Origin of the sequence: Micromonospora sp. WMMA1976, from assembly GCF_027497335.1 — a bacterium.
Lineage (GTDB): Bacteria > Actinomycetota > Actinomycetes > Mycobacteriales > Micromonosporaceae > Micromonospora > Micromonospora aurantiaca.
In genome coordinates, this window is the sequence record NZ_CP114912.1 from 1,447,842 (window position 1) to 1,472,567 (window position 24,726).

21 protein-coding genes and 5 tRNA genes are annotated in these 24,726 nt (G+C 73.3%); 16 read left to right on the forward strand and 10 right to left on the reverse strand.

Going from position 1 to position 24,726, the window contains the following annotated elements:
* Positions 1-197: 197 nt before the first annotated feature.
* Together O7546_RS06865 and O7546_RS06870 are read left to right on the forward strand one after the other, a co-directional pair.
* Positions 198-3,065, forward strand: a complete 2,868-nt coding sequence (locus tag O7546_RS06865) for a glycoside hydrolase family 9 protein (RefSeq protein ID WP_281600612.1) — start codon at positions 198-200, stop codon at positions 3,063-3,065.
* 207 nt (positions 3,066-3,272) lie between these two features.
* The gene (locus tag O7546_RS06870) at positions 3,273-5,711 is read left to right on the forward strand and encodes a non-reducing end alpha-L-arabinofuranosidase family hydrolase (RefSeq protein ID WP_281600613.1); all 2,439 of its coding nucleotides are present in this window, start codon (positions 3,273-3,275) and stop codon (positions 5,709-5,711) included.
* 61 nt (positions 5,712-5,772) lie between these two features.
* On the opposite strand, the gene O7546_RS06875 is transcribed toward O7546_RS06870, so the two are convergent.
* From O7546_RS06875 to bioB, 3 genes are read right to left on the reverse strand one after another with little or no spacing between them, the layout of a single operon-like run.
* A complete protein-coding gene (locus tag O7546_RS06875; RefSeq protein ID WP_194803252.1) occupies positions 5,773-6,279 on the reverse strand; it encodes a GNAT family protein in 507 nt (168 codons plus the stop codon).
* Between the two features lie 3 nt (positions 6,280-6,282).
* Positions 6,283-6,498 (reverse strand): hypothetical protein, encoded by a 216-nt coding sequence (locus O7546_RS06880; RefSeq protein ID WP_194803251.1) that lies wholly within the window; start codon positions 6,496-6,498, stop codon positions 6,283-6,285.
* Between the two features lie 7 nt (positions 6,499-6,505).
* A complete protein-coding gene (gene bioB / locus O7546_RS06885; protein ID WP_194803250.1) occupies positions 6,506-7,501 on the reverse strand; it encodes a biotin synthase BioB in 996 nt (331 codons plus the stop codon).
* A 160-nt stretch (positions 7,502-7,661) separates the two neighbouring features.
* On the opposite strand from bioB, the gene O7546_RS06890 reads away from it, so the two are divergent.
* Genes O7546_RS06890 through O7546_RS06905 form a run of 4 tightly spaced genes read left to right on the forward strand, consistent with a single transcriptional unit; the run spans position 7,662 to position 11,755 of the window.
* Positions 7,662-8,798: an 8-amino-7-oxononanoate synthase gene (locus O7546_RS06890; protein WP_194803249.1), complete on the forward strand. Its 1,137-nt coding sequence runs from the start codon at positions 7,662-7,664 to the stop codon at positions 8,796-8,798.
* On the forward strand, positions 8,795-9,526 hold the full coding sequence (gene bioD, locus O7546_RS06895; RefSeq protein WP_135243865.1) for a dethiobiotin synthase: 732 nt from the start codon (positions 8,795-8,797) through the stop codon (positions 9,524-9,526). Before O7546_RS06890 ends, bioD begins: the two co-directional genes overlap by 4 nt.
* Before the next feature lie 46 nt (positions 9,527-9,572).
* Complete coding sequence (locus O7546_RS06900) at positions 9,573-11,081, forward strand: histidine kinase (protein ID WP_281600614.1); 1,509 nt, start codon at positions 9,573-9,575, stop codon at positions 11,079-11,081.
* Entirely contained in the window at positions 11,078-11,755 is a 678-nt protein-coding gene (locus tag O7546_RS06905; protein WP_194803247.1) for a response regulator transcription factor, read from the forward strand. Before O7546_RS06900 ends, O7546_RS06905 begins: the two co-directional genes overlap by 4 nt.
* Positions 11,756-11,771: 16 nt before the next feature.
* Here the strand turns inward: O7546_RS06905 and O7546_RS06910 are convergent, their stop codons facing one another.
* From O7546_RS06910 to O7546_RS06925, 4 genes are all read right to left on the reverse strand, one after another.
* Positions 11,772-12,593: an ABC transporter permease gene (locus O7546_RS06910; protein ID WP_269696388.1), complete on the reverse strand. Its 822-nt coding sequence runs from the start codon at positions 12,591-12,593 to the stop codon at positions 11,772-11,774.
* Positions 12,590-13,522 carry an ATP-binding cassette domain-containing protein gene (locus O7546_RS06915; protein WP_194803245.1) on the reverse strand — a complete coding sequence of 311 codons (933 nt, stop codon included), beginning with the start codon at positions 13,520-13,522 and terminating at the stop codon, positions 12,590-12,592. Before O7546_RS06915 ends, O7546_RS06910 begins: the two co-directional genes overlap by 4 nt.
* A 69-nt stretch (positions 13,523-13,591) precedes the next feature.
* On the reverse strand, positions 13,592-14,755 hold the full coding sequence (locus tag O7546_RS06920) for a cytochrome P450 (RefSeq protein WP_269696389.1): 1,164 nt from the start codon (positions 14,753-14,755) through the stop codon (positions 13,592-13,594).
* A gap of 9 nt (positions 14,756-14,764) precedes the next feature.
* On the reverse strand, positions 14,765-15,433 hold the full coding sequence (locus O7546_RS06925) for a 50S ribosomal protein L11 methyltransferase (RefSeq protein WP_269696390.1): 669 nt from the start codon (positions 15,431-15,433) through the stop codon (positions 14,765-14,767).
* A 189-nt stretch (positions 15,434-15,622) separates the two neighbouring features.
* On the opposite strand from O7546_RS06925, the gene O7546_RS06930 reads away from it, so the two are divergent.
* Positions 15,623-16,456 carry a hypothetical protein gene (locus O7546_RS06930; RefSeq protein WP_269696391.1) on the forward strand — a complete coding sequence of 278 codons (834 nt, stop codon included), beginning with the start codon at positions 15,623-15,625 and terminating at the stop codon, positions 16,454-16,456.
* A 17-nt stretch (positions 16,457-16,473) separates the two neighbouring features.
* Here the strand turns inward: O7546_RS06930 and O7546_RS06935 are convergent, their stop codons facing one another.
* Positions 16,474-17,076, reverse strand: a complete 603-nt coding sequence (locus O7546_RS06935; protein WP_194803241.1) for a TetR/AcrR family transcriptional regulator — start codon at positions 17,074-17,076, stop codon at positions 16,474-16,476.
* 274 nt (positions 17,077-17,350) lie between these two features.
* Here O7546_RS06935 and O7546_RS06940 point away from each other — a divergent pair.
* The 6 genes from O7546_RS06940 (at position 17,351) to O7546_RS06965 (ending at position 20,859) form a co-directional block, all read left to right on the forward strand.
* Positions 17,351-17,423, forward strand: a tRNA-Gly gene (locus tag O7546_RS06940).
* 34 nt (positions 17,424-17,457) lie between these two features.
* A tRNA-Cys gene (locus tag O7546_RS06945) sits at positions 17,458-17,528 on the forward strand.
* Between the two features lie 12 nt (positions 17,529-17,540).
* Positions 17,541-17,615, forward strand: a tRNA-Val gene (locus O7546_RS06950).
* 110 nt (positions 17,616-17,725) lie between these two features.
* A complete protein-coding gene (locus O7546_RS06955) occupies positions 17,726-18,544 on the forward strand; it encodes an isocitrate lyase/phosphoenolpyruvate mutase family protein (RefSeq protein ID WP_194803240.1) in 819 nt (272 codons plus the stop codon).
* A 176-nt stretch (positions 18,545-18,720) separates the two neighbouring features.
* Positions 18,721-20,064 (forward strand): helix-turn-helix transcriptional regulator, encoded by a 1,344-nt coding sequence (locus tag O7546_RS06960; protein WP_281600615.1) that lies wholly within the window; start codon positions 18,721-18,723, stop codon positions 20,062-20,064.
* Positions 20,065-20,160: 96 nt separating this feature from the next.
* A complete protein-coding gene (locus O7546_RS06965) occupies positions 20,161-20,859 on the forward strand; it encodes a hypothetical protein (protein WP_194803239.1) in 699 nt (232 codons plus the stop codon).
* 76 nt (positions 20,860-20,935) lie between these two features.
* Here the strand turns inward: O7546_RS06965 and O7546_RS06970 are convergent, their stop codons facing one another.
* Entirely contained in the window at positions 20,936-21,181 is a 246-nt protein-coding gene (locus O7546_RS06970; RefSeq protein WP_013284878.1) for a DUF6458 family protein, read from the reverse strand.
* Between the two features lie 159 nt (positions 21,182-21,340).
* Here O7546_RS06970 and O7546_RS06975 point away from each other — a divergent pair.
* From O7546_RS06975 to O7546_RS06985, 3 genes are all read left to right on the forward strand, one after another.
* A tRNA-Gly gene (locus tag O7546_RS06975) sits at positions 21,341-21,413 on the forward strand.
* A 12-nt stretch (positions 21,414-21,425) separates the two neighbouring features.
* Positions 21,426-21,497, forward strand: a tRNA-Val gene (locus tag O7546_RS06980).
* Between the two features lie 167 nt (positions 21,498-21,664).
* Entirely contained in the window at positions 21,665-23,314 is a 1,650-nt protein-coding gene (locus O7546_RS06985; protein ID WP_281600616.1) for a PKD domain-containing protein, read from the forward strand.
* A 63-nt stretch (positions 23,315-23,377) separates the two neighbouring features.
* Here O7546_RS06985 and O7546_RS06990 read toward each other — a convergent pair whose 3' ends face one another.
* Positions 23,378-23,953, reverse strand: coding sequence for a hypothetical protein (locus tag O7546_RS06990; protein WP_281600617.1), 576 nt, complete (start codon positions 23,951-23,953; stop codon positions 23,378-23,380).
* Positions 23,954-24,726 lie beyond the last annotated feature (773 nt).

Consider the following 24,726-nt stretch of genomic DNA (forward strand, 5'->3'; position numbering starts at 1 on the left):
CCCGCGAGTACGCCCGGCGCCTCGGATCAGCGCGCTCTTCCCCTGTGATGAACGGCGCATTACATTGTCGATTGTCCATGTGGGAGCGCTCCCGAACCTCTCACGGACACCCCACCACCACCGCCACGCGGCAGCCGGAGCCCTGCGAGACCGTCCCCGCTCCGGCTGCCGCCCGGCGCCAGCCACAGGAGCTCGCCATGCCCCGTCCGATTCCGCCGCCCGGAGGCCGGTCCCGGCTGCGCCGGTTGCTCGCCGTCGGCGCCGCGCTGGCCGTCGGCGTGGCCACGGCCGTCGCCGCCCCGCCGCCCGCGTCCGCCGCCCCGCAGGCCGCGGCCACGTTCAACTACGCCGAGGCACTGCAGAAGTCACTGTTCTTCTACGAGGCGCAGCAGTCGGGCCGCAAACCCTCCTGGAACCGGGTCTCCTGGCGCGGCGACTCCGCGCTCACCGACGGCGCCGACGTCGGCATCGACCTCACCGGCGGCTGGTACGACGCCGGCGACCACGTGAAGTTCGGCTTCCCGATGGCGTTCAGCGCCACCATGCTGGCCTGGGGCGCGGTCGAGTACCGCGACGGGTACGTCGCCTCCGGCCAGCTCACCCACCTACTGAACAATCTGCGCTTCGTCAACGACTACTTCGTCAAGGCGCACCCCGCTCCGAACGTCCTCTACGGACAGGTCGGCAAGGGCGACGACGACCACAAGTGGTGGGGTCCGGCCGAGGTGATGCCGATGGCGCGGCCCGCGTACAAGATCGACGCGAGCTGCGGCGGCGCGGACCTGGCGGGGGAGACGGCGGCCGCGATGGCCGCCTCGTCGATGGTGTTCCGGCCCACCGACGCGGCCTACGCGGACAAGCTGCTCGGCCACGCCAAGCAGCTCTACACGTTCGCCGACACCGTGCGGAAGAGCTACCACGAGTGCATCACCGACGCGACGAGCTTCTACAAGTCGTGGAGCGGCTACCAGGACGAACTGGTCTGGGGCGCGATCTGGCTGTACCGGGCCACCGGCGACGCCACCTACCTGGCCAAGGCCGAGAGCGAGTACGACAAGCTCGGCACCGAGCCGCAGTCCACCACCCGCTCCTACAAGTGGACCATCGCCTGGGACAACAAGCAGTTCGGCGCGTACGTGCTGCTGGCGAACCTGACCGGCAAGCAGAAGTACGCCGACGACGCCAACCGATGGCTGGACTACTGGACCGTGGGCGTCAACGGGCAGCGGGTGCCGTACTCGCCGGGCGGGATGGCGGTGCTCGACTCGTGGGGCGCGCTGCGGTACGCCTCCAACACCGCGTTCGCCGCGCTCGTCTACAGCGACAAGACCACCGACACCACGCGCAAGGCGCGCTACCACGACTTCGCCGTCCGGCAGATCAACTACGCGCTCGGCGACAACCCGCGCAACTCCAGCTACCAGATCGGCTTCGGCGCCAACTCGCCGCGAAACCCGCACCACCGCACCGCGCACGGCTCCTGGTGGGACAGCCAGACCGTACCGACCGAGACCCGGCACGTGCTCTACGGCGCGCTGGTCGGCGGCCCGTCGGCGGCGAACGACGCGTACACCGACAGCCGGTCGGACTACGTGATGAACGAGGTCGCCACCGACTACAACGCCGGCTTCACCTCCGCGCTGGCCCGGCTCGCCAACGAGTACGGCGGCAGCCCGCGCGCCGGTTTCCCGTCCGCCGAGACGCCCGACCTGGACGAGCTGACTGTGGAGACCACAGTCATGCAGGCCGAGCCGCGCGCCACCGGGCTCAAGGCGATCATCTACAACAAGTCGGCGTTCCCGGCCCGGGCGCTGACCACCGGTAAGTTCCGGTACTTCTTCCGGCCCGACGGCACCGGACCGGTCACCGTCGCACCCGGCTACACCCAGGGCTGCCCGTCGCCCTCGACGGCGAAGCAGTTCTCCGGCGACATCTGGTACGTCGAGGTCGACTGCACCGGCTACACCATCGCGCCCGCCGGGCAGTCGCAGCACCGGATGGAGGTCCAGTTCAAGATCGGGGTGCCGGAGGGCGGCACCTGGGACCCGACGAACGACCCGTCCTACCAGGCCACCGCCGGGCCGAACCCCAAGGTGCCGCTCTACTCCGGCGGCGTCCGTGTCTGGGGCGAGGAGCCCGGACCGGCCACGCCGGACACCACCGCGCCGTCGGTGCCCGGCACGCCCGTCGCGTCCGCCGTCACGTCCAGCGGGCTCACGCTGACCTGGGCCGCGTCCACCGACACCGGCGGCAGCGGCCTGGCCGGGTACGAGGTGACCCGTACCTCGGCCGGCACCGACCCGGTCGTCACCGCCTCGACCGGGGCAACCCTGGCCGTGACCGGGCTGGCGCCGGAGCGGACGTACCAGTTCACCGTGCGGGCCCTCGACGGCGCCGGCAACCGGTCCGCGTCGTCGGCCGCGGTCAGCGTCACCACGCCGGCCGGCCCGGCACCGGACACCACCCCGCCGACCGCACCCGGTACGCCCACCGCCTCCGCGGTCGGCCCGACCGGCCTGACGCTGACCTGGGGCCCGTCCACCGACGCGGTCGGCGTCACCGGCTACCGCGTCTACCGCGGCGGGAGCGTCCTGGTCGGCTCCACCACCGGCACCACGCTGGCGGTGACCGGGCTGACCGCCTCCACCACGTACACGTTCACGGTGGTGGCGGTGGACGCGGCCGGCAACGTCTCGCCCGCGTCGCCCGGCGTCACGGTGACCACCACAGCCCCGCCCGCCGGCGGTGCCTGCGCGGTGACCTGGACGGCAAACACCTGGGACACCGGGTTCACCGCGAACGTCACGATCGCCAACACCGGCACCACGGCGATCAACGGCTGGACGCTGGCGTTCACGTTCGGCAACGCCGGGCAGAAGGTCGGGCAGGCCTGGTCGGCGAACGTGACCCAGACCGGTACGGCGGTGACCGCGTCGAACCTGTCCTACAACGGGACGCTGGCGCCGGGGGCGTCGACCAGCTTCGGCTTCAACGGCGCCCACACCGGCGCCAACCCGAAGCCCGCCGCGTTCACGCTGAACGGCTCCGCCTGCACCGTGTCCTGACCGTCGAGGCGGCGTGGCGTGGCCGGTGCCGCACCGGGCGACCGGCCACGCCACGCCTCGCGAGGCGAGAACCTTTCCGAAACGTTTCCGAAACACCATTGTCCTCGTCGATGCGCGATGGAAGCATCGACGGAGCTAGATACCCAACCGAGACGTCCAGTCGTCTTCGCCCCGACGGCCTGGGTGTTGGCCAGTAAGGAGGCCAAGATGGCAATGAGCCCATCCATTCATCGCGGCGGGAGCCGGCGGCGGCGATCACCGGCCGTCCGGGCGCTGCTCGCCGGCGCGGTCAGCGCCGTGACGGTGGCCGCCGTCGCGGTCATGATGCCGTCGGCGAACGCCGCCGCGTCCACGCTGGGCGCCGCCGCCGCGCAGTCGGGCCGCTACTTCGGCACCGCCATCGCTGCGGGCCGGCTCGGCGACTCGACGTACAGCACGATCGCGGCGCGTGAGTTCAACATGATCACGGCTGAGAACGAGATGAAGCCGGACGCGACGCAGCCCCAGCGGGGCCAGTTCAACTTCTCCTCCGGTGACCAGATCTACAACTGGGCGACCCAGCGTGGGCTGAAGGTCCGTGGCCACACGCTGGCGTGGCACGCGCAGCAGCCGGGTTGGATGCAGAGCCTGAACGGCAGCAACCTGCGGCAGGCGATGATCGACCACATCAACGGGGTGATGGCCCACTACCGGGGCAAGCTGGCGGCGTGGGACGTGGTGAACGAGGCGTTCAATGAGGACGGTAGCCGCCGTAGCTCGAACCTGCAGGGCACCGGTAACGACTGGATCGAGGTGGCGTTCCGTACCGCGCGGGCGGCCGACCCGTCGACGAAGCTCTGCTACAACGACTACAACATCGAGAACTGGTCGTACGGCAAGACGCAGGGTGTCTACAACATGATTCGGGACTTCAAGTCCCGTGGTGTGCCGATCGACTGCGTGGGTCTGCAGACCCACTTCACCGGCGGCAGTTCGCTGCCGAGCAACTTCCAGACCACGCTGCAGAACTTCGCCGCGCTGGGTGTGGACGTGGCGCTGACCGAGGTCGACGTGACCAACTCGTCCACCAGTCAGTACGCGGGTCTGACGCAGGCGTGCATCAACGTGCCGCGCTGCATCGGCATCACCGTCTGGGGCGTGCGTGACAGCGACTCGTGGCGCTCCAACGAGAGCCCGCTGCTGTTCGACGGCGGCGGCAACAAGAAGGCCGCGTACAACTCGGTCCTCAACGCGCTCAACGCGGCCGCCCCGACCTCCGGGCCGACCACGACCCCGACCACGGGACCGCCGCCCAGCGGTGGCGCCGGCCAGATCGTCGGCGTGCAGTCGGGCCGGTGCATCGACGTGCCGAACTCCTCGCAGAGCAACGGCACGCGGGTCCAGCTCTACGACTGCAACAACCAGTCGAACCAGCGGTGGACGTACACCTCCAGCAAGCAGCTGACGGTCTACGGCACCAAGTGCCTCGACGCGAACGGCGCGGCCACCGGCAACGGCACCGGAATCATCATCTGGGACTGCAACGGCCAGTCGAACCAGCAGTGGAACATCAACTCCAACGGCACCATCAGTGGCGTGCAGTCCGGTCGCTGCCTGGACGTCTGGGGTACCGGCAACGGCCAGCAGATCCAGCTGTACGACTGCCACGGGCAGACCAACCAGCAGTGGCGGACCGACTTCGGTGGCGGCACCACGCCCCCGACCACGCCGCCGCCGACCACGACGCCCCCGCCGGGCGGCTGCTCGCTCCCGTCGACCTACCGGTGGTCGTCGACCGGCGCGCTGGCCAACCCGCAGAACGGCTGGGTCTCGCTCAAGGACTTCACCAACGTGGTCTACAACGGCAAGCACCTGGTCTACGGGTCGTACGTCAACAGCAGCGGCCAGTACAGCTCGATGAACTTCACCCCGTTCACGAACTGGTCCGACATGGCCTCGGCCGGCCAGAACGGAATGAGCCAGGGCACCGTGGCCCCCACCTTGCTGTACTTCGCGCCGAAGAACATCTGGGTGCTGGCGTACCAGTGGGGACCGACCTCGTTCAGCTACAAGACGTCGAGCGACCCGACGAACGCCAACGGGTGGTCCTCGGCGCAGACGCTGTCCACCGCCACCCTGCCGGACGCCCCGTACGGCGTCATCGACCAGACCCTGATCGGTGACGACCAGAACATGTACCTGTTCTTCGCCGGGGACAACGGCAAGATCTACCGGTCGAGCATGCCGCTCGGGAACTTCCCGGGCAGCTTCGGCTCGAGCTACACGACGATCATGACCGACTCGACGAACAACCTGTTCGAGGGCGTCGAGGTCTACAAGGTGGCGGGCCAGAACCAGTACCTCATGATCGTCGAGGCGATCGGGAGCCAGGGACGCTACTTCCGGTCGTTCACGTCCAACAGCCTGAACGGCTCGTGGACCCCGCAGGCCGCCACGGAGAGCAACCCGTTCGCCGGCAAGGCCAACAGCGGCGCCACGTGGACCAACGACATCAGCCACGGTGACCTGGTCCGCACCAACCCCGACCAGACCAAGACCATCGACCCCTGCAACCTGCAGTTCCTGTACCAGGGCAAGAACCCCGGTGCGGGCGGCGACTACAACCTGCTGCCGTGGCGGCCGGGTGTGCTGACCCTCCAGCGCTGACCGTCACACAGTTACCGGAAGGCGTGCCCGGCACCCGCGTGGTGCCGGGCACGCCGTTCGTTCAGCCGGCCAGGTCCTCGGCGAGCAGGTCCATCAGCAGCGCGTCGTGCCAGCGCCCGTCCGCCCCGCGCTCGTAGCGCCGCATGATGCCCACCGGGCGGAACCCCACCTTCGCGTACGCCCGGATCGCCGCCGTGTTCGCCGCCGCCGGGTCGATGGTGAACCGGTGGTGGCCGTACTCGTCGATCAGGTGCCGGACCAGGGTGCGGATCGCGTCGCCGCCCAGCCCCGAGCCGCGTACCGCCGGGTCGAGGAAGACGTCCAGGCTGGCGTGGCGGTAGTCGGGGTCGGTCTCGGCGTACCACTGGATCGCGCCGACCAGCCTGCCGTCGTGCTCGACGGCGTAGGTCGTCAACGCGTCGTCGGCCAGGTCGGCCCGGACCGACTCGGCCAGGTCGTCACCGCCGCGCCACCAGCGGCGCACCTCGGGGGTGGCCCGGATCGCGGCCAGGGCGGGCACGTCGGCGTCGGTCACCGGCCGCAACGTCACCGCCCGCCCCCGCAGCACGCCTCAGCCCCGCCGCTCGCCGTGCTCGACGCAGACCGCCGACCAGCCGGCCGGTACGACCTGCACCTTCATCCGCCGACGGCAGGACGCGCACCAGCGCGGCGGCTCCCACGCCCGCGCCGCCTCGCACGCCGGGTGCGGCCCGGCCGTCACCGACTCGCCGCACCTGTCGCACCAGAGCGCGGCGGGGGCGGCCGTGGCGGGGGAGGATTCGGTCACCGCTGCCTCACAGGGTCGCCGAGAGCGCCTTCACCGGCATCTTCAGGTCTTCCAGCAGCTTCAGGTCGGCGTTGGCCGGGCGACCCAGCGTGGTCAGGTAGTTGCCGACGATCACCGCGTTGATGCCGCCCAGCAGGCCGTCCCGGGTGCCCAGGTCACCGAGGGTCAGCTCGCGGCCGCCCGCGTACCGCAGGATGGTGCGCGGCATGGCCAGCCGGAACGCGGCGATGGCGCGCAGCGCGTCCTTGCCCTCCACCACCGGGCGGTCACCCAGCGGCGTGCCGGGGCGCGGGTTGAGGAAGTTCAGCGGGACCTCGTGCGGGTCCAGCTCGGCGAGCTGCGCGGCGAACTCGGCGCGCTGCTCGACCGTCTCGCCGAGGCCGAGGATGCCGCCGCAGCAGACCTCCATGCCGGACTCGCGGACCATCCGCAGCGTCTCCCAGCGCTCCTCCCACGAGTGCGTGGTGACCACGTTCGGGAAGTAGGAGCGGCACGTCTCCAGGTTGTGGTTGTAGCGGTGCACGCCCATCTCGACCAGTTCGTCGACCTGCTCCTTGGTGAGCATGCCGAGCGAGGCGGCGACCTGGATGTCGACTTCGGCGCGGATGGCGGCGACGCCCTCGCGCATCTGCTTCATCAGCCGGGCGTCCGGGCCACGCACCGCGGCCACGATGCAGAACTCGGTCGCCCCGGTCGCGGCGGTCTGCTTCGCGGCCTCGACCAGCGCCGGGATGTCCAGCCAGACCGAGCGCACCGGCGAGGTGAACAGGCCGGACTGCGAACAGAAGTGGCAGTCCTCCGGGCAGCCGCCGGTCTTCAGCGAGACGATGCCCTCGACCTCGACCTCCGGACCGCACCAGCGCATCCGGACCTCGTGGGCGAGCTGAAGCGCGGCGGGCAGGTGCTCGTCGGGAAGGTTCAGCACCGCGAGGACACCGGCCTCGTCGAGGCCGACGCCGTTGCCCAGCACCCGCTCCCGGGCCTGGTCGAGGATCTCTGGCATGGCTCGTAACCTAACAGGCCACCGTGAGCGCGGGAAACCACCGCCGCCGGCCCCCCGGCGAGCCGGGACCGCGCCACGCCGGGGCCCTCGGCGCGGGTGGTAACTTCGCCCCGCGGAAGCGCCCGGCGGGGGGCGGGAGTCGGCGGGAGGGGACGGCACGGTGGCGGACTGGCTGGCGGCCCTGGACCGCCGCGCCGAGCTGCGGGCCCGGGCGGGACTGACCCGCACGCTGCGCCCCCGCGCCGCGGACGACGCCGTTGTCGACCTGGCCGGCAACGACTACCTCGGCCTGGCCACCCACCCCGAGGTCACCGCCGCCGCAGCGCAGGCCCTGTCCGCGTACGGGCTGGGTGCCACCGGGTCGCGCCTGGTGCGTGGGTCCACCGACGCCCACCACGCGCTCGAGGACGACCTGGCCGACTGGCTCGGCGTCGACCGGGCGCTCGTCTTCTCCTCCGGCTACCTGGCCAACCTCGCCGCCGTCCGGGGACTGGCCCAGCCGCGTACGCTGCTCGTCTCCGACGCCCACAACCACGCCTCGCTGATCGACGGCTGCCGGATCTCCGGCGCCGAAACGCTCGTGACGCCGCACGCCGACGTGGCGGCGGTGGCCGCGGCGCTCGCCGCCGCGCCCGGCCGCCCGGCGGTGGTGGTGACCGAGTCGGTCTTCTCCGTCGACGGTGACCTGGCCCCGCTCGCGGAGCTGCACGCGGTGGCCCGCCGCCACGGCGCGCTGCTGCTCGTCGACGACGCGCACGCGCTCGGCGTCACCGGGCCGGCCGGAGCCGGCGGGGTCGCCGCCGCCGGGCTCGCCGGCGCGCCCGACGTGGTGGTCACCGCGACGCTCTCCAAGGCGCTCGGCGGGGCCGGCGGCGTGGTCGCCGGGCCGGCCGAGTTCGTCCGCCACCTGGTGGAGACCGGCCGCACGTTCATCTTCGACACCGCGCCGCCGCCCGCCGTGGTGGCCGGGGTCCGCGCCGCGGTACGCCTGGCCCGCGACGGCGACGCGCTGCGCGCCGAGCTGGCCGACCGGGTCGCCGCGGCGGTGCGCCGGCTCGGTGCGGCCGGGCTGTCCGTGTCCGCCCCGGACGGCGCCGTGATCTCGGTGACCGCGCCCGGACCGCAGGAGGCGACCGCCTGGGCCGCCGCCTGCCGGGACCGGGGCGTGGCGGTCGGCTGCTTCCGTCCCCCGTCCACCCCGGACAGCCGCTCCCGGCTGCGGCTCACCGTCAGCGCCGGGGTGGACCGGGCCGGCTTCGACAGCGCCCTGGACGTGATCGTGGAGTGTGCGCCATGAGCTTCGGCGACGCCTGGACCGGGCCGGTGCTGGTGACCGGCACCGACACCGAGGTCGGCAAGACGGTGGTGACCGCCGCCGTCGCCGCCGCCGCGCAGGCGGCCGGCCTGCGGGTAGCTGTGGTCAAGCCCGGCCAGACCGGTACGGCGACCGGCGAGCCCGGCGACGTCGACTCGGTGACCCGGCTGGCCGCCCCGCTCACCGGCCGGACGCTCGCCAGCTACCCCGATCCGCTGGCCCCGCTGGCCGCGGCCCGGGTGGCGGAGCTGCCGCCGCTGGAGCTGTACAACGCGGTCGACGCGATCCGCGAGGAGGCGGACAAGCACGACCTGGTGCTCGTCGAGGGCGCGGGCGGGCTGCTCGTACCGATGGGTTTGCGGCCGTCCGGCGAGCCGTGGACGGTGGCCGACCTGGCGGTGTCGCTCGGCGCGCCGGCGGTGGTGGTGGCGCGGGCCGGGCTCGGCACGCTCAACCACACCGCGCTGACGCTGGAGGCGCTGGAGCGGCGGGCCGTCCCGGCCGGCGTGGTGATCGGCGCCTGGCCGACCGAGCCGGAGCTGGTGCACTGGCTCAACCTGTCCGAGCTGCTGCCGAATCTGCTCGGCGCGGTACCGGCCGGCGCGGGCGGCATGGACCCCGGTGTGTTCCGCCGGTCCGCGCCCGGCTGGCTCACCCCCGCCCTCTACGGCGTGCTCGACGACTGGCGGGCCTGGGCCGAGGAGACCTGACTTTCGTCGGTGCCCGGCCCGGCCGGGCGTGGGTAGCGTGACCGCCGTGGAACCCCGCGAACGACAGCGCCGGGCCGGTGACCTGCTGCTCTGGGCCGTGCTCGCGGCGCCCGTCGCGTACGGCCGGCTCACCCCGCCGCAGATCGGCGAGCTGCCGCCGCTGGCCGCCGCGCTGGCGCTGCTCGGCACGGCGTTGTGGATCGGGCGCCGGTGGCCGCTGGTCGCGGTGCTCGCGGTGGTGGCGGGCTCGCTCGTCGACGGCAACGTCGTGTTCGCCATCCCGGTCTTCGGCTACCTCGCCGGGCAGCGCAGCGACCGGGCCGCACCGGCCGCCGCCGTCTTCGCCGCCATCGCGGTCACCGGCTCGGTGCTCAACCTCGGGCTGCTCGGCACCGAGCCGTCCACCTGGTTCCTGCTCTCCTCGGTGCTGCTGTTCGCCGGGGTGTTCCCCTGGCTGCTGGGCCGGCTGCGGCGGCAGCACCGCGCGCTCGCCGACGCCGGGCTGCGCCACGCGCAGGCCGAGCGCCGGGCCGAGGTCGAGCGGGTACGCCTGCGCGAGCGGGCCCGCATCGCCCAGGACATGCACGACTCGCTCGGCCACGACCTGAGCCTCATCGCGCTGCGGGCGGGCGCGCTGGAACTGGCGCCGGACCTGTCCCCGGCGCACCGGGCGGCGGCCGGTGAGCTGCGGGCCAGCGTCGCCGCCGCCACCGAACGCCTGCACGACGTGATCGGCGTGCTGCGCGAGGAGCGCACGTTGCGGCCGCCGGGGGAGACGGTCGCCGACGTGGTCGACGGCGCGCGCGACGCCGGGATGACAGTCGACCTGCGCGGCGACGAGGCGGACCTGCCGCCGCTGCCCGCGCACGCGGTGCACCGGGTGGTCCGGGAGGCGCTCACCAACGCCGCCCGCTACGCCCCCGGTGCCCCGGTCACCGTCGATGTGGCCCGCGCCGAGGGCACTGTGACGGTCGCGGTGGTGAACGCGCCACCGCCGGCCGGTCCGCTGCCCGGGCCGCCGTCGCACGGCTCCGGGCTGCTGGCGCTGCGCGAGCGGGTACGCCTCGCCGGCGGCGCCCTGGACGCCGGTCCCCGCGACGGTGGCTGGGCGGTCACCGCACGCGTCCCGCTGGACCGGGCGGCCGGCCCCGGCACACCGGACGTGGGCGCCGACCCGCTCGCCGGTGCGGGCGTACCCCGGCGGGGTGAACCGGGGGATGCGGCCCGGCGGCTGCGGGAGGCCCGGCGGCGGGTGCGGCGAAGCCTGCTCGTCGCGATCGGCGCGCCCGCCGGACTCGCACTGGTGCTGGCGCTCGTCTACTACCCGCTCGCCACTGCGGGCGCGGTGCTGGACCGGTCCGGCTACGAACGGCTGCGGCTGGGTGAGCCGCGCGACGCGCTCGGGCTACCAGGGCGGCAGGCCGACCCGCCCGCGACCGGCGCCGCGCCGGGCTGCGAGTTCTACACCGACGGCAACTTCCCGTTCGCCCAGCCGACCTGGCGGCTCTGTTTCGCCGGCGGGCGGCTGGTCAGCAAGGAGCAGATCGCACGATGAGCGACGACCACGACCGCCCGCTGCGGGTGGTGCTCGCCGACGACGAGGCACTGGTCCGGGCCGGGGTCCGGGCGATCCTGGCCGCCGACCCGGGCATCGAGGTGGTCGGTGAGGCGGGCGACGGCCTCGCGGCGGTGGAACTGGTCCGCGCGCACCGGCCCCGGGTGGCACTGCTGGACATCCGGATGCCCCGCTGCGACGGGCTCAGCGCCGCCGCGCAGATCCGCCGGCTGGTGCCGGAGACGGCGGCGGTCATGCTCACCACGTTCGGCGACGACGACCTGATCGCCCGCGCGCTCGGCCACGGTGCCGCCGGGTTCCTGCTCAAGTCCGGCGACCCGCGCGAACTACTGGCCGGGGTGCGGGCGGTGGCCGACGGCGGGGCGTACCTGTCGCCGCGGGTCGCGCGCCGGGTGATCGAGCTGAGCGGGGGCCGGCTGGCCCGCGGCCCGTACGCGCGGGACCGGCTGGCCGGGCTCACCGACCGGGAACGCGACGTGCTGGCGCTGGTCGGCGCGGGACTGTCCAACGCCGAGATCGCCCGCCGGCTGCACCTCGTCGAGGGCACCGTGAAGAGCTACCTGACCAGCATCTTCACCCGGCTGGACGTGCGCAACCGGGTGCAGGCGGCGATCCTCGCGTACGAGGCGGGGCTGGTCCCGCCCACCGGCTGACCAGCCCCGCCCCCGTTCACGCGTCGCGCCGTGCCAGCGCCCATCGGCCCAGCGCCAGCGCGGCGGCGGCCCAGGCGGCGAGCACCAGCAGCCCCACCGCCGCCGGGTACGGCTCGGTGTCCCCGGCCAGGAAGTGGTTGCCCGCCACCCCGGGGAACGCGTCGGCGATCCGGGTGAGCACCGTGATGTCCGGTTCCTGCAACGACAGCGGCACGATCATCAGCAGCGCGAACAGGACGGTCAGGGCCAGTACCGCGCCCCGCAGCGCCGCCGCCAGGCCGAGCGCCAGCACGCCGATCAGCGCCAGGTACGCCGCGGCGGCCACCACGTCGGCCACCGTCGCGCCCAGCGGGGCGCGGCCCCACTCGCCCAGCACCGGCCGGGCCGTCGCCGCGCCGACGGTGCCGAGCAGCAGCCCGACGCCGAACGTCACCGTGCCCACCACCACTGCCTTGGCCGCGAGCACCCGCCCCCGCGACGGGGTGCACCGCAGCGTGGTGCGGATCGTGCCGGTGGTGAACTCGCTGGTGATCGCGAACAGGCCGAGCGCCAGCACCACGTACTGGGTCAGCTCCAGCGACCCGGCCACGATCTCGCCGACGCTCACCACGCCCGGATTGTCGGCCGGGTCGTCGTCGGTGTTGGCGTTCTGGGCGTAGATGGCGAGCTGGGCGCTGGTGGCCGACATGGTCAGCACCGCCGCGAGCAGCGTCCACCAGGTGGAGCGCACCGACCAGAGCTTCGTCCACTCGGCGGCCACCGCCCCGGCGAGCGGATGCCCGGCCGTGACGGGCCGGGCGGACTGCCGGGCCGGGTCGAGCGTGGACCGTTCGGTCATCGGGTGCCACCTCCGGTCGGGCCGGCGGCGTACTCCACGCTGTCGGCGGTCAGTTCCAGGAACGCCTCCTCCAGGGAGGCGGCGACGGGGGTCAGCTCGTGCAGGCGTACCCCCATCTCGTGCGCCAGGTCGCCGATCCGGCCGGCGGTGCTGCCCGCGACGGACATCCCGTCCCCCTCGGCGGTGACAGTCGCGCCCTCGGCGGCCAGCCGGTCGCCGAGGGCGGCGAGCGCGGCCGGCTCGGGACCGCGTACGCGGACCGACGCGGCGGGCCGGGCGGCGATCAGCTCGGCCAGCGGCGCGTCGGCCACCAGCCGGCCACGCCCCAGCACCACGACCCGGTCGGCGGTCTGCTGCATCTCGCTCATCAGGTGGCTGGACACGAGGACGGTGCGCCCCTCGTCGGCGAGACGGCGGGTGAAGCCCCGGATCCACCGCACCCCGTCCGGGTCGAGCCCGTTCACCGGCTCGTCGAGCAGCAGCACCGGCGGGTCACCGAGCAGCGCGCCGGCGATGCCGAGCCGCTGACCCATGCCCAGCGACAGCGCCCGGCCCGGCTTGCCGGCGGCGCGGGCGTCCAGGCCCACCAGGTCGAGCACCTCGCTCACCCGGCGGGCCGGTACGCCGTTGCTGCGTGCCATCGCCCGCAGGTGCGCCATACCGGAGCGGGCCGGGTGCACACCTGTCGCGTCGAGCAGCGCGCCGACCTCGTGCAGCGGGTGCCGCAGCGTGCGGTAGTCCCGGCCGTTGACCAGCGCCTGGCCGGCGGTGGGCCGGTCCAGGCCGAGCACCATCCGCATCGTGGTGGACTTGCCCGCGCCGTTCGGGCCGAGGAACCCGGTGACCTGCCCGGGGCGGATCTCGACGGTCAGGTCGTCGACGGCTGTCACGTCGCCGAACCGTTTCGTCAACGCACGAAGTGTGATCATGCGGCGACGCTATTCAGCCGGGATGCCCCCGCACCGCCGTCGAACGGCAGCCACCCACCCCGACTTTCGTCAGGTGCGGCGGACCACGAACGCGTCCGGCATCCGGAAGGTGAGGTTGTCCGGGCACCACGGCGGACGCACCACCGTCACCCCGTCGAGCAGCGCGGCCGCCTCCGCGACCACCACTGCGGCCTCCATCCGGGCGAGCTGCGCGCCGACGCAGCGGTGCGGCCCGGCGCCGAACGCCAGGTGCCGCCGCGAGCCGGGTTGCCCGGGGCGGAACTCGCCCGGCGCGTCGACCACGGCCGGGTCGCGGCCGGCGCGGGCCAGCCAGGCCACGATGCTGGTGCCCGCCGCCACCGGCACCTCGCCGAGCGCGGTGTCGACTGCTGCCACCCGCCGCCAGGTGACGATCGGCGGCTCCAGCCGCAGCCCCTCCTCGATTACGTCGTCCACGCCGATCTCACCGGCGCGCAGCCCGGCCCGTACCGCCGGTTCGCCGGACAGCCGGTGCAGCAGCAGGGTGAGGAACTGCGAGGTGGTCTCCTGGCCGGCGACCAGCAGGAAGAACAGCGCCCCGACGACCACGTCGGGGGAGTGCCCGGCGTCGCGCAGCCGCGCGGCGAGCCCGCCCCCGGTGGCGGCGAACTCCCGCAGCACGGTGTGGAACCGGCCCACCTCGGCGGCGAGCGCCAGTTGCCGGGACTCCTCCAGCGGCGCCCAGAACAGCTCCAGCGCGGCCCGGGCGAAGTCCTTCACCGCGCCGACCGGGGCGGCCGGCAGCTCGACCAGGCGGGCCAGCACCAGCAGCGGCAGGTCGGCGGCGAGGCCCGCGTACAGGTCGACCGGGCGGCCCGCGTCCAGCTCGGCGGCGAGTCCGGCCACCCGCTCCCGAACCAGCCCGGTCAGCCACCGGCGCTGGGCGTCCACCCGGTGCGGGTGCAGCGCGTCGGCGACGATGCCGCGGATCTCCGGGTGACTCGCGCCGCCGTTGTTCGCCAGCGTCGGCGGCAGCCGGAACCGGTGCCCGGCGAGGATCCGCAGCGCGGCCACCGGGACCGGGGTGACGGCGTCGAGCGCGTTGTCCGGCCGGAACGTCACCGGATCGGTGAGCAGCTTGCGGACGAGCGCGTGCCGGGTCACCACCAGGTGCGGCACGCCGACGTGGTCGACCACGGTGGCCGCGTCGGGCCACTGTTCGTCGACGGACTCCCCCCAGCCCCGGAACAGCACGCGGTAACGCTAGCGGCGGGCACCCGGCGGGTTCGGGTCCAGCTCCCACACGGTGGTGTGCTTCACCCGTACGCTCTCCAGCGCCTCGGACACCGGCACCTCGTACGCGGCCAGCTCGTGGAAGCGCTCGCGCGGAAGGAACGCCCGGCCCGGGTCGCCCACCAGGACGCGGGCACCGGAACGGGCGGCCTTGAGCAGGAAGCGCAGCATCCGGCGGGCCATCGCCTCGCTGTAGAAGACGTCCCCGGCCAGCACCACCTCCGCGTCGCCCGCGTCGGAGTCGAGGATGTCGCCGAGTTCGGCGTCGACGCGTACCCCGTTGGCCTCGGCGTTGAGCGCGACGGCGGCCACGGCCCGCTCGTCCACCTCGACCGCCCGGACGGCGGCGGCGCCGGCGCGGGCGGCGGCGATGGCGACCAGGCCGGAGCCGGAGGCCAGGTCGAGCACCCGGCGGCCGGCGACCGTGTCGGGGTGGTCGGTGACGTAGCGGGCCAGGCCCTGCCCGCCGGCCCAGGCGAACGCCCAGAACGGCGGCGGCTGGGAGCTGCGGAACTCGCCCTCGGTCAGCTCCCACAGACCGATCGGCTCGTCTGCCTGGTGCAGCCGCACCTCGGGTACGAACGCCACCGGGGCGAGGCGGGCGTGCAGCCGGACGAACGCGGCGGACAGCTCGGACATCGGAAGATTGTGTCCCACAGGGGTTCCGGAACCGATCCCGGGCGTGTCGCGGCGAGGTCGTGGCCGGTTCACCACGCTCGGTGAAATCGCCCCCGTGTTGTGGCGTTGGATGCGAACACGCCCGTCTACCGGCGTGCCCGGCGCGCTCCTAGCGTTGCCTGTGGACACGACCGAGGGTGAGGAGGCGTGGTGAGCGGCTGGCGGCACGCGCTGCGGATCGGACTGGTACTGACCTTCGTGGCCGGGACCGGGTACGGCGGTGCCCTGCCGGCGCGGGCGGCGGCGGCCTTCTCCACGGAGTTGAGCGGCCTGCCGGACGAGTTCACCGCCGGGAACCGGGTGGAGACGTTGTCCGCCGTGGTGTCCCGCTCCGACGGGGGCGGCTGTGTCAAGGTGCGCTGGTCGATGCTGGTGCGGGTGCAGGGCCTGCGGCTGGACCAGCTCAAGGTGGACCGGGTGGAGGACAGCGGCTCGTTCCCGCTGGAGATCCGCACCGAGGGAGACACCGCCCGGCTCACCGACCGGCAGCTCGACCCGGGTGTGCTCTGTCCCGGCCGTACCGTGACCGCCCGCTACCGGGTGGCGTTCGCCGAGGACGTCGGGCGCGGGCGGGTGAGCTTCGCCGCCGAGGCGTACGACCCGCAGTTGCGGCTGCTGGCCCGGCGGACCGCCTCCCGCGAGGTGGTGGGGGAGGAGGCGGCTTCGCCGACTCCCTCGCCGAGCAGCGCGGAGCCCACACCGAGCGACGAGCCGTCTTCCGAGGCGCCCGACGAGGAACCCACCGACGAGCCGACCGACGCCGCGGTGGTGGAGCCGCCCGCGCCCGGTGGCGTGGCCGGGCGGCCGGTGGCGGACAGCGGCGGATTCGGCCTGGTGCAGGCCGCGTTCCTGCTCGGCGGTCTGCTGCTGTTCCTGGGCGCCGGTCTGCTGCTGCGGATGCGCCGCCTGCTGCGCCCGTCCGCGCAGCCCGAGCCGGAGACGCTCCCGCCCCCCTTCGAACGCCCTCGCCCCCGCTGGCACTGACCCGCCGCGGGCAGGGGTCAGTCGAGCTGGCTGGGCTCCAGGCCCAGCTCCCGGGCTGCCACCAGGCGGATCCACTCGGCGATCTGCCGGCGGGTGATCACCCGCTCGTGCACCGCGAGCTGGACCGCCAGCCCGTCCATCACCGCGCTGATCCGCCAGGCCGCGCCGGCCGGGTCGGGGCAGTCGAACGTGCCCTCGGTGACCCCGGCGCTGATCACCGCGGCCAGATCCTGCCGCCACCGCAGGTCGAGGCGGCGGGAGAGCTTCTCCAGCTCCGGCGTACGCAGCGACTCCGCCCAGCCGTCGATCCACATCGACCAGGAGGTGGCACGGCCGGTCGGCGCGTAGAGGCGCAGCATCCGGCGCAGCTTCGCCAGCGGCGGGGCGGAGGAACGCAGCACCGCGTCGAGGCGGGCGAGGTCCTGCTCGACCGCGTACGCGAAGGCCTGCGCGAGCAGCCGGTCCTTCGTCGCGAAGTGGTAGAAGACGAGTGCCTGGCTGACCCCGGCGGCCTCGGCCACGTCAGCGGTGCGGGTGTTGGCGAGCCCTCGCTCCGCGATCACCTCGCAGGCCGTACGCAGCAGCGCGTCCAGGCGGATCTCGGCGGCTCGTCTCGTCACGGCGTTACGGTAACCCATCCGTATGACCACAGGGAGTTACCGAAGCGGCCGGTCGGCGGCGGGACAGTCGGATGCCGGACACTCGACTCGCCGAGCGGATTCCGCAGGTCGCGGCCCTGCCCACCGGCCTCCGACGGCAACCACCCAGGCTCCTAGGACGCCTGCGCCACGGGACGTCGGCCACATCCGGACGCGCCGGAAGGGGCCCCGATTTGGCAACCGTTCCCGGGCTCGGCTAAAGTTCTCATCCGTCACCGGATAACACCGGGGGCGTGCGGACGTAGCGCAGCTGGTAGCGCATCACCTTGCCAAGGTGAGGGTCGCGGGTTCGAATCCCGTCGTCCGCTCGGAGATGCCGCCACGCAGTTCGGGGGCAACCTCGGTGGAGTGGCCGAGAGGCGAGGCAACGGCCTGCAAAGCCGTGTACACGGGTTCAAATCCCGTCTCCACCTCGCAGTAGACGAGGGCGATTGGCGCAGTGGGAGCGCGCTTCCTTGACACGGAAGAGGTCACTGGTTCAAACCCAGTATCGCCCACCAGCGGAAAGGCCGTGCCGATGAGATCGGCACGGCCTTTCTCGTCGTCGATCAGTCCAGTACCGCGCCGCCGGCCATTGCCGCGCCCGGACCGCTCCACCCAGACTGGACCGGTGGACGATCAGCAGACCCGAGCCCAGCGGTTCCGCGCCCTGCACCAGCCCGGTGACCCACTGATCCTCGTCAACGCCTGGGACGCGCTGAGCGCCCGGATCGTCGCCGCGGCCGGCGCCCGCGCCGTGGCCACCACGAGCGCCGCCGTCGCGTGGAGCCGCGGCGCCCCGGACGGCGACGTGCTCGCCCGGGACACCGCCGTCGACGTGATCCGCCGGGTGGCGGACGCGGTTCGCGTACCGGTCACCGCCGACATCGAATCCGGGTACGGCGACAGTCCCGCCGAGGTCGCCGAGACGATCATCGCGGTGCTCGCCGCCGGGGCCGTCGGCGTCAACGTGGAGGACTCCCGGCACGACGGCGGCGGGCCGCTGCGCCCTGTCAACGAGCAGGTCGCCCGGCTCGCCGCCGTCCGGGCCGCCGCCGACCGCGCCGGCATCCCGCTGTACGTCAACGCGCGGGTGGACACCTGTCTGCGCCGGACCGGCGGCGTACCCGAGACTGTCGCGCGCGCCGAGGCGTACCTGGCGGCCGGCGCGGACGGGATCTTCGTTCCCGGAACCGTGGAACCGGAGACGGTGGCCGCGCTGGCGGCGGCGATCCCGGCGCCGCTGAACGTGCTGGCCGGGCCGGGCGCACCGCCGATCGCCGAACTGGCCGGGCTCGGCGTGGCCCGGGTCAGCATCGGACCGGCGGTGGCCGAGGCCGCGTACGCGGTGGCCCAGCGGGCGGCGGCGGAGGTGCTCGGCGCCGGGACGTACGACGCGCTCGCCGATGGGCTCGACTTCGACGCGCTGAACGAGCTGATGCGGGGCTGACCCGGCGGCGCGGCATCGACCGCGGGACGGGGTACCGGGTTGAATGTGGCGGTGGCCGCGCATCCGATCCGCAGAGCCGCCACCCGGCGGGGGCGCCGCCGGTGACCGCCTCCGTCCGCCCGGTGCCCGCGTTGCTGGGCCCGCCCGTGGTCACGGGGGCCGCGGCGGGGACGTGTGTGGCAGCGCTGGCCGCCCTCGGGGCGGCGGGTCACGGCGGCTTCGCTACCGATCCGGCCGGTGCCCTCGCCCTGGCCGGGGGCGCCGTGGCCGCGGCGGTCGCCGCATCCCGTCTCGCCCGCTCGGGCCACCGCGCCGCCGGCCGGCTGGCGACCGGGCTCGCCGCGTCGCTGCTGGCGTACCTCGGGCTCGCCGTGCTGGCCGTCGCCACCGTCGCGGCCGGCCACCGGTGGGCCGGGCCGGCCGTCGCGGCGTGGAACTCGGCGTGGATCCCGCCGCTCGCACTGATGCAACTGACCGCCTCGGCCGCCGTCCGCACCGGCGCGGCCACCCCGAGAACCCATCGGTACGTGGCTCTCGCCCTGGGTGCGGCCACGCTCGTCAACGCGCTGCTGACGACGGCGAGCGAACCGTTCGACGGGGTGCCGACGATCGCCGGGGAGTCGTGGCGTACCACGCTCGCGCCGGTCGGTGCCGCCGTCACCCTGCTCGGCGTCGCGGCGCTGCTCCTGCTGCCGGTGACGCTCTGGCGGGCCGCCCTCGGCTCGCACCACACCGTGCGGGCACGGCTCGGCGTGGCCGCCGCGGCCACCACCGCGGCGCCGCTGACTGTCGTCTTCTGCCTGCTCCTCGCGGTCGCCCGCGCGCCGGGTGACGTCGAACCGGCGCTGGGCTCGGTCGCGTTCCTGGTGACCCTGTCCGGCGCCGCCGTGTTCGCCGCCGCCTGCGCGGTCACCGCCGCCCGGGGCGCCACCGAGGCCCGGCGGGTCGGCATCGTGGTGCGCGCCACCGGCCTGGCCGCCGCGGCCCTGCTGGTGGTCGGCGCCGGCACGCTCGTGGCCGCTCCCGGCTCGTCCCTCGGCCCGACCTCGGTCGCCCTGGTCGTGTCGGCGCTGACAGTCGTCGGCGGCGGCGGGGCGTGGGCCGGCACCGGCCGGCTGGCGGCGCTGCTCACCGCCGCGCCCACAGCGCCGCCGGTGACGCCGCACGACGGAGCAGAGGGTACGGAGGCAGGCAGCGCCGCGGGCACGGCGGACGTCGCCGAGCCGGCGGACCCGGCCGGTGGGGCAGCCTCGCCGGAGGTGTCCGCCACAGGGGTGTCCGCCGGGGTGGGGCCGGCCTCGGTCGGCGGCCTGACGGCGCGCGAACGCGAGGTGCTCGCCGCACTCGCCGAAGGCGCCAGCAACGCGGGGATCGCGGCGCAGCTCGTGGTGTCGGAACGGACCGTGGACGCCCATCTGCGCGCCATCTTCGTCAAGCTCGGCCTGACCCCCGGCGGCGACACGAACCGGCGGGTAAGAGCGGCGCGGATCTGGCTGGAGCACGCGGGACAGCCGCGCTGAGCAGGGGTTTCCCGAAGATAGGTGCTGAGGCCGATGCCCGGGCCGGTGGTACCTCGGCACGGTGGGGCGACACCTGAATCGACGGAGGCTCCCACAGTGCCCGTACCGAAGTTGCGCCGCGCCGCGCTCGTCGCCCTTTTCGTCCTGCTCCTGGTGGCCTTGGCCGGCCGTACCCTGTTCATGTTGTGGGAGCCGCCGTTCGACGGCGCGATCCACTACGACGACGTCCGTGAGCTGGGGTCCGCGTATTGGCCGATGAACCTCTACCTGGGCGGGCCCGCGTACGCCGTCTCCTGGATCGCCGCGGCGGTCTTCATCGTCGGGCTGGCCCGGGGCCGCGCGGGCGTGCTGAACCTCGTGGGGGCGTTCCTGGCCGGCCTCGGCGGGGTGGTGTTCGCGCTGGCGATCACCGCTGAGGTGCTGCCGTTCGCCTACGCCGCCGACCCGGGCGTCCTGCCGGAGCAGCAGGGACGCGCGTTGTTCGACGCTTTCAACGATCAGTTGGACGGGCTGCTCCCGGCCATCCTCGGCAGTCAGGTGGCGATCGTCCTCGGCATGGTCCTGGCGCTCGTCGGCATCCTGATCGGCCGGACCATGCCGCGCCCGCTGATCGTCGCCGGGCTCGTCTACGTCGTGGCGTTCGTCCTGGTGCCGCAGGACGCCGGTCGGGCGGTGGTCGTCGCGAGCTACCTGGTGCAGGTGGCGCTGGTGGCAGCGATCGGCTGGTACGGGCTGCGCGCCGCCACCGACCTCGCCGCTGTCGACCTCGCCGTGACCGACGGCGAGCGGCCGTAGCAGAGCGGGCCGGCCGGATCGGGTGATCCGGCCGGCCCGATCCGGGACCGATCAGCTCCGTCGGCCCCGGTCACTGTCACATCGGCGGGGCGACGTCCCGGCGCTCCTCGACGCGGCGGTACTCCACCGGCTGCTCGGCGGTGGTCGTGACCACCTGGCGACGGCGGCCCCACACCAGCGTGGTCATGATGAGGCCGAGGACGCCGGCCGCCATCAGGATCCAGCCGACGACGTCGAGGTCGACCCCGCCGACGCTGGCGTTGAGCGCGAACGTGAGGATCGCGCCGACCGCGATCAGGAAAATGCTCGTACCGATACCCACGACAGCCTCCTTCGGGGGGATGGTTGTGCTGTCACCGGCCTCAGTACCCCGGCGGCGAGCAGCGCAACCACACGGCCACCCGGTGCGGCGGGGGTCTGCCGCAGGGCGATCTTGGCATCGGGTAGAGTTCACCCCGTCGCCGGCGCGAACCGGCGGCACGCGGACGTAGCGCAGCTGGTAGCGCATCACCTTGCCAAGGTGAGGGTCGCGGGTTCGAATCCCGTCGTCCGCTCGCGATCACCCCGGGCGATTGGCGCAGTGGGAGCGCGCTTCCTTGACACGGAAGAGGTCACTGGTTCAAACCCAGTATCGCCCACCGAGAGTCACCCTCCCCGCCCGCCGGCGCCGCCGGTCGATCGGCGGACGTATCCCACCGGACGGTTCGTACCGGCCACATCGGTCACCCGGCTCCACCGTGCGGGTTATTCAGCCGCTGCCACCACGCGTGTCACTGTGATGCCCGATACGCAGGGAGGCGGTCACATGGCAACGATCGAGCGGGGACGGTGGCGGCGGACAGCCGCCCGATTAGGGGTGGCGACTGTCGTCGCGGCGGCCGGGGTGACGGTCTCGGCCGCGCCCGCGCAGGCCACCGCGACGCGGACGGTGGCGTTCTACAGCATGGACGAACCGGCGTCGTCGTCGACGGTGCTGACCGACTACAGCGGCAACGGCCGCCACGGCACGATCGGCGGTGAGGTGGTCACCGGCGCGCTCTACGCCGGGGCGACCGGCCACCGCTTCGCCACCCACCTGCCCACCGACAAGGAGTACGTCCCGGGCCACGTCGACCTGGTGCCGCACACCACCGACTTCAACCCGGACGCCGGGGACTTCTCGCTGACCATCCGCTACCGGACCACGTACTCCTTCGGGAACATCCTCCAGAAGGGACAGGGCAACACGGCGGGCGGCTACTGGAAGTTCGAGGCGCCGAACGGCAAGCCGAAGTGCCTGTTCCGGGGCGCGGACGGCGCCTCCCGTACCGGCTACACGGACGTGCCGATCTCCGACGGCCAGTGGCACACGGTCACCTGCAACCGCACCTCCGCGTACGTGGAGATGTACGTCGACGGCGTGCGGACGAGCCGCCTCAACGGGCCGACCGGCGCCATCGCCAACACCTGGCCGCTGTCCGTCGGCGGCAAGAGCCAGTGCGACGGTACGAAGGTCACCTGCGACTACTTCGCCGGCGACATCGACTACGTGAAGATCCTGAAGGGATCGGGCGGCCCGGCCAACCAGGCGCCGCTGGCGGCGCTGACGCCCACCTGCTCCGGACTGGTGTGCACGTTCTCCGGCGCGGCCTCCACCGACGTCGACGGCGCGATCCAGGACCACAGCTGGTCGTTCGGTGACGGAGACACCACCGGCACCGCATCCGTACCGGCCACGTCGCACACGTACGCGGCCGCCGGCACCTACCCGGTCACGCTCACCGTCACCGACGACCGGGGCGCCACCGGCACCGCGACAGTCGACGTGACCGTCGCGCCTGTACCGGAGCGGATCTCGTTCGTCGGCCAGGCCACCGCGAACGCCAACTGGACCAGCCACACGGTCACCGTCCCGGCGGGCGTGCAGGCCGGTGACACGCTGCTGCTCGTGCTCAGCCAGAACACGCACACCGGTACCGGCGAGCCGACCGGGGTGACCGGCTGGACCCGGCTCGACCGCCTCGACGGCGGCTTCGCCACCACCACCGCCTGGTGGAAGACCGCGAGCGCCGGTGACGCCGGCAGTGCGGTCCGGGTGACGCTGGACAGTCAGGCGAAGGGCAACCTGGTGCTGGCCGCGTACCGGGGGGTCGCACCGGGCGCGCCCGTCTTCACCAGGGCCACCGACCCGGCGAGCACCGCCACCCGGATCACCCCGTACGCGCCGGTGAGCACGGCGCAGAGCTGGGCCGTGTCGTACTGGCTGCACGGCGACAGCACCTCCACCGAACTCACCCCGCCGTCCGGCGTGGCGGTGCGCAGCAACTCCTCGCAGACCGGCGGCGGCCGGGCGACCGGCCTGCTCGCCGACTCGGCGAGCAGCGTGCCGACCGGCAGCTACGGCGGCCTCACCGCCACCGGCGCCGCGGCCAGCACGACCACCACCACGTGGACGTTCGTGCTGCCCCCGGCCTGACCCATCGGGTAAGCGTGAAGGCCGGCACCCCCGTCTTGGGGTGCCGGCCTTCAGTTCTTGGTCTTAGCTGTTCCAGTGCTCGGCGACGAGGTCGGCGGCCTGCTGCTCCCACTGGGCGTAGTGGTCCGGGTAAGCACTGACCTGGACGGTCTGGGCGGCCTTGGTCAGCGGCATGTCCTGCCAGCCGTCGACCTGCTTCAGACCCTTCAGGAACGCCGTCGTCGAGTACTCAGGATCGGTGATCTGCTCCACCGTGCCCCAACCGGAGGACGGGCGCTGCTGGAACAGGCCCTGCGAGTCGTGGTCGTTACGGTCACCCAGGTGGCCCAGGTTCTCCAGCTTCGACTCCTGCAACGCCGTCGCGATCGACACCACCGCGGCACGCTCGTCCATACCGGCCTTCTTCGTCGCCGCGATGATCGCCTTCACGTTCTTGGTCTGCTCGTCGTTCAGGTCGATGCGCGACTGCTCACCCTGCACACCGTGCGGGATCAGCTTGTCACCCTGCACGCTCACACTCACCGGCTTCACGCTCGCGGTGGTGTCCGCCGCGTGGGCGGCCACCGGACCGGCGAACACGCCACCGGTGAAAGCCAGACCAGCAATACCCAGAACGCTCTTACGCAGAATCGTGTTCATCACAAGTGCTCCATTCGGGGGTCGACGCACCCGCCGGGGAACGGGATACGTGGGCACCGTCAGGCGCTCAAAAAGTCTTCGGGGGGATCTCCCGGCTGCTCGCGGGGGCGGGGGCCTCTACGCGGCGCCGGAAGCATGTCCAACGACCTGCGACCCGGCATCATTCCCGGGCCGGCTCACGCCGTCGGAACCGTGTTCAACGACCAGCCCGCCGGGATGATTCCCGGGCTCACGGACGCCGCCCGGCTCGCGGGGCACGGCTGGTCCTCGGTCGTTCACCCGTCTACAACGCCACCCACCCGCCGACGATTCCGCCGCCAGAGTGCCGCCCACCACCCCCGAACCGGACACCCCCACCCACACGCCCCCCGACCTACCGCGCCTCACCAGCACCTCGGATCCCTCTCGCCAGCGCGGTCTCCCATCACCTGGGACACATGGCCGTTTCCCGAGAGCATCCGCAGAGCTTGGTAGGAAAGTGCCCCCATAGGGGCCGTTTCGCACCAAGTCTCCGGACAGCTCGGGTCGCCAGGCGGGAGGGGGGGCAGGCGGCAGAGTGGCCGCCCCGCCGGCATCCTCTGCATCGCCTGCACGGCTCGCACCACACGCACCCGCCCCCACTTGGTCGATCATGAGGTTGGCGGCGACAAACCGGACACCGAACGTCATCAACTTCATGATCAACCAGGTCGGGGCGGGGTCGTGAACTCCGGGTGGACTCGTCGACCTTGGAGTTGTGGCACCTCGCGAACTGCGCTAACCGGGCATCCGAG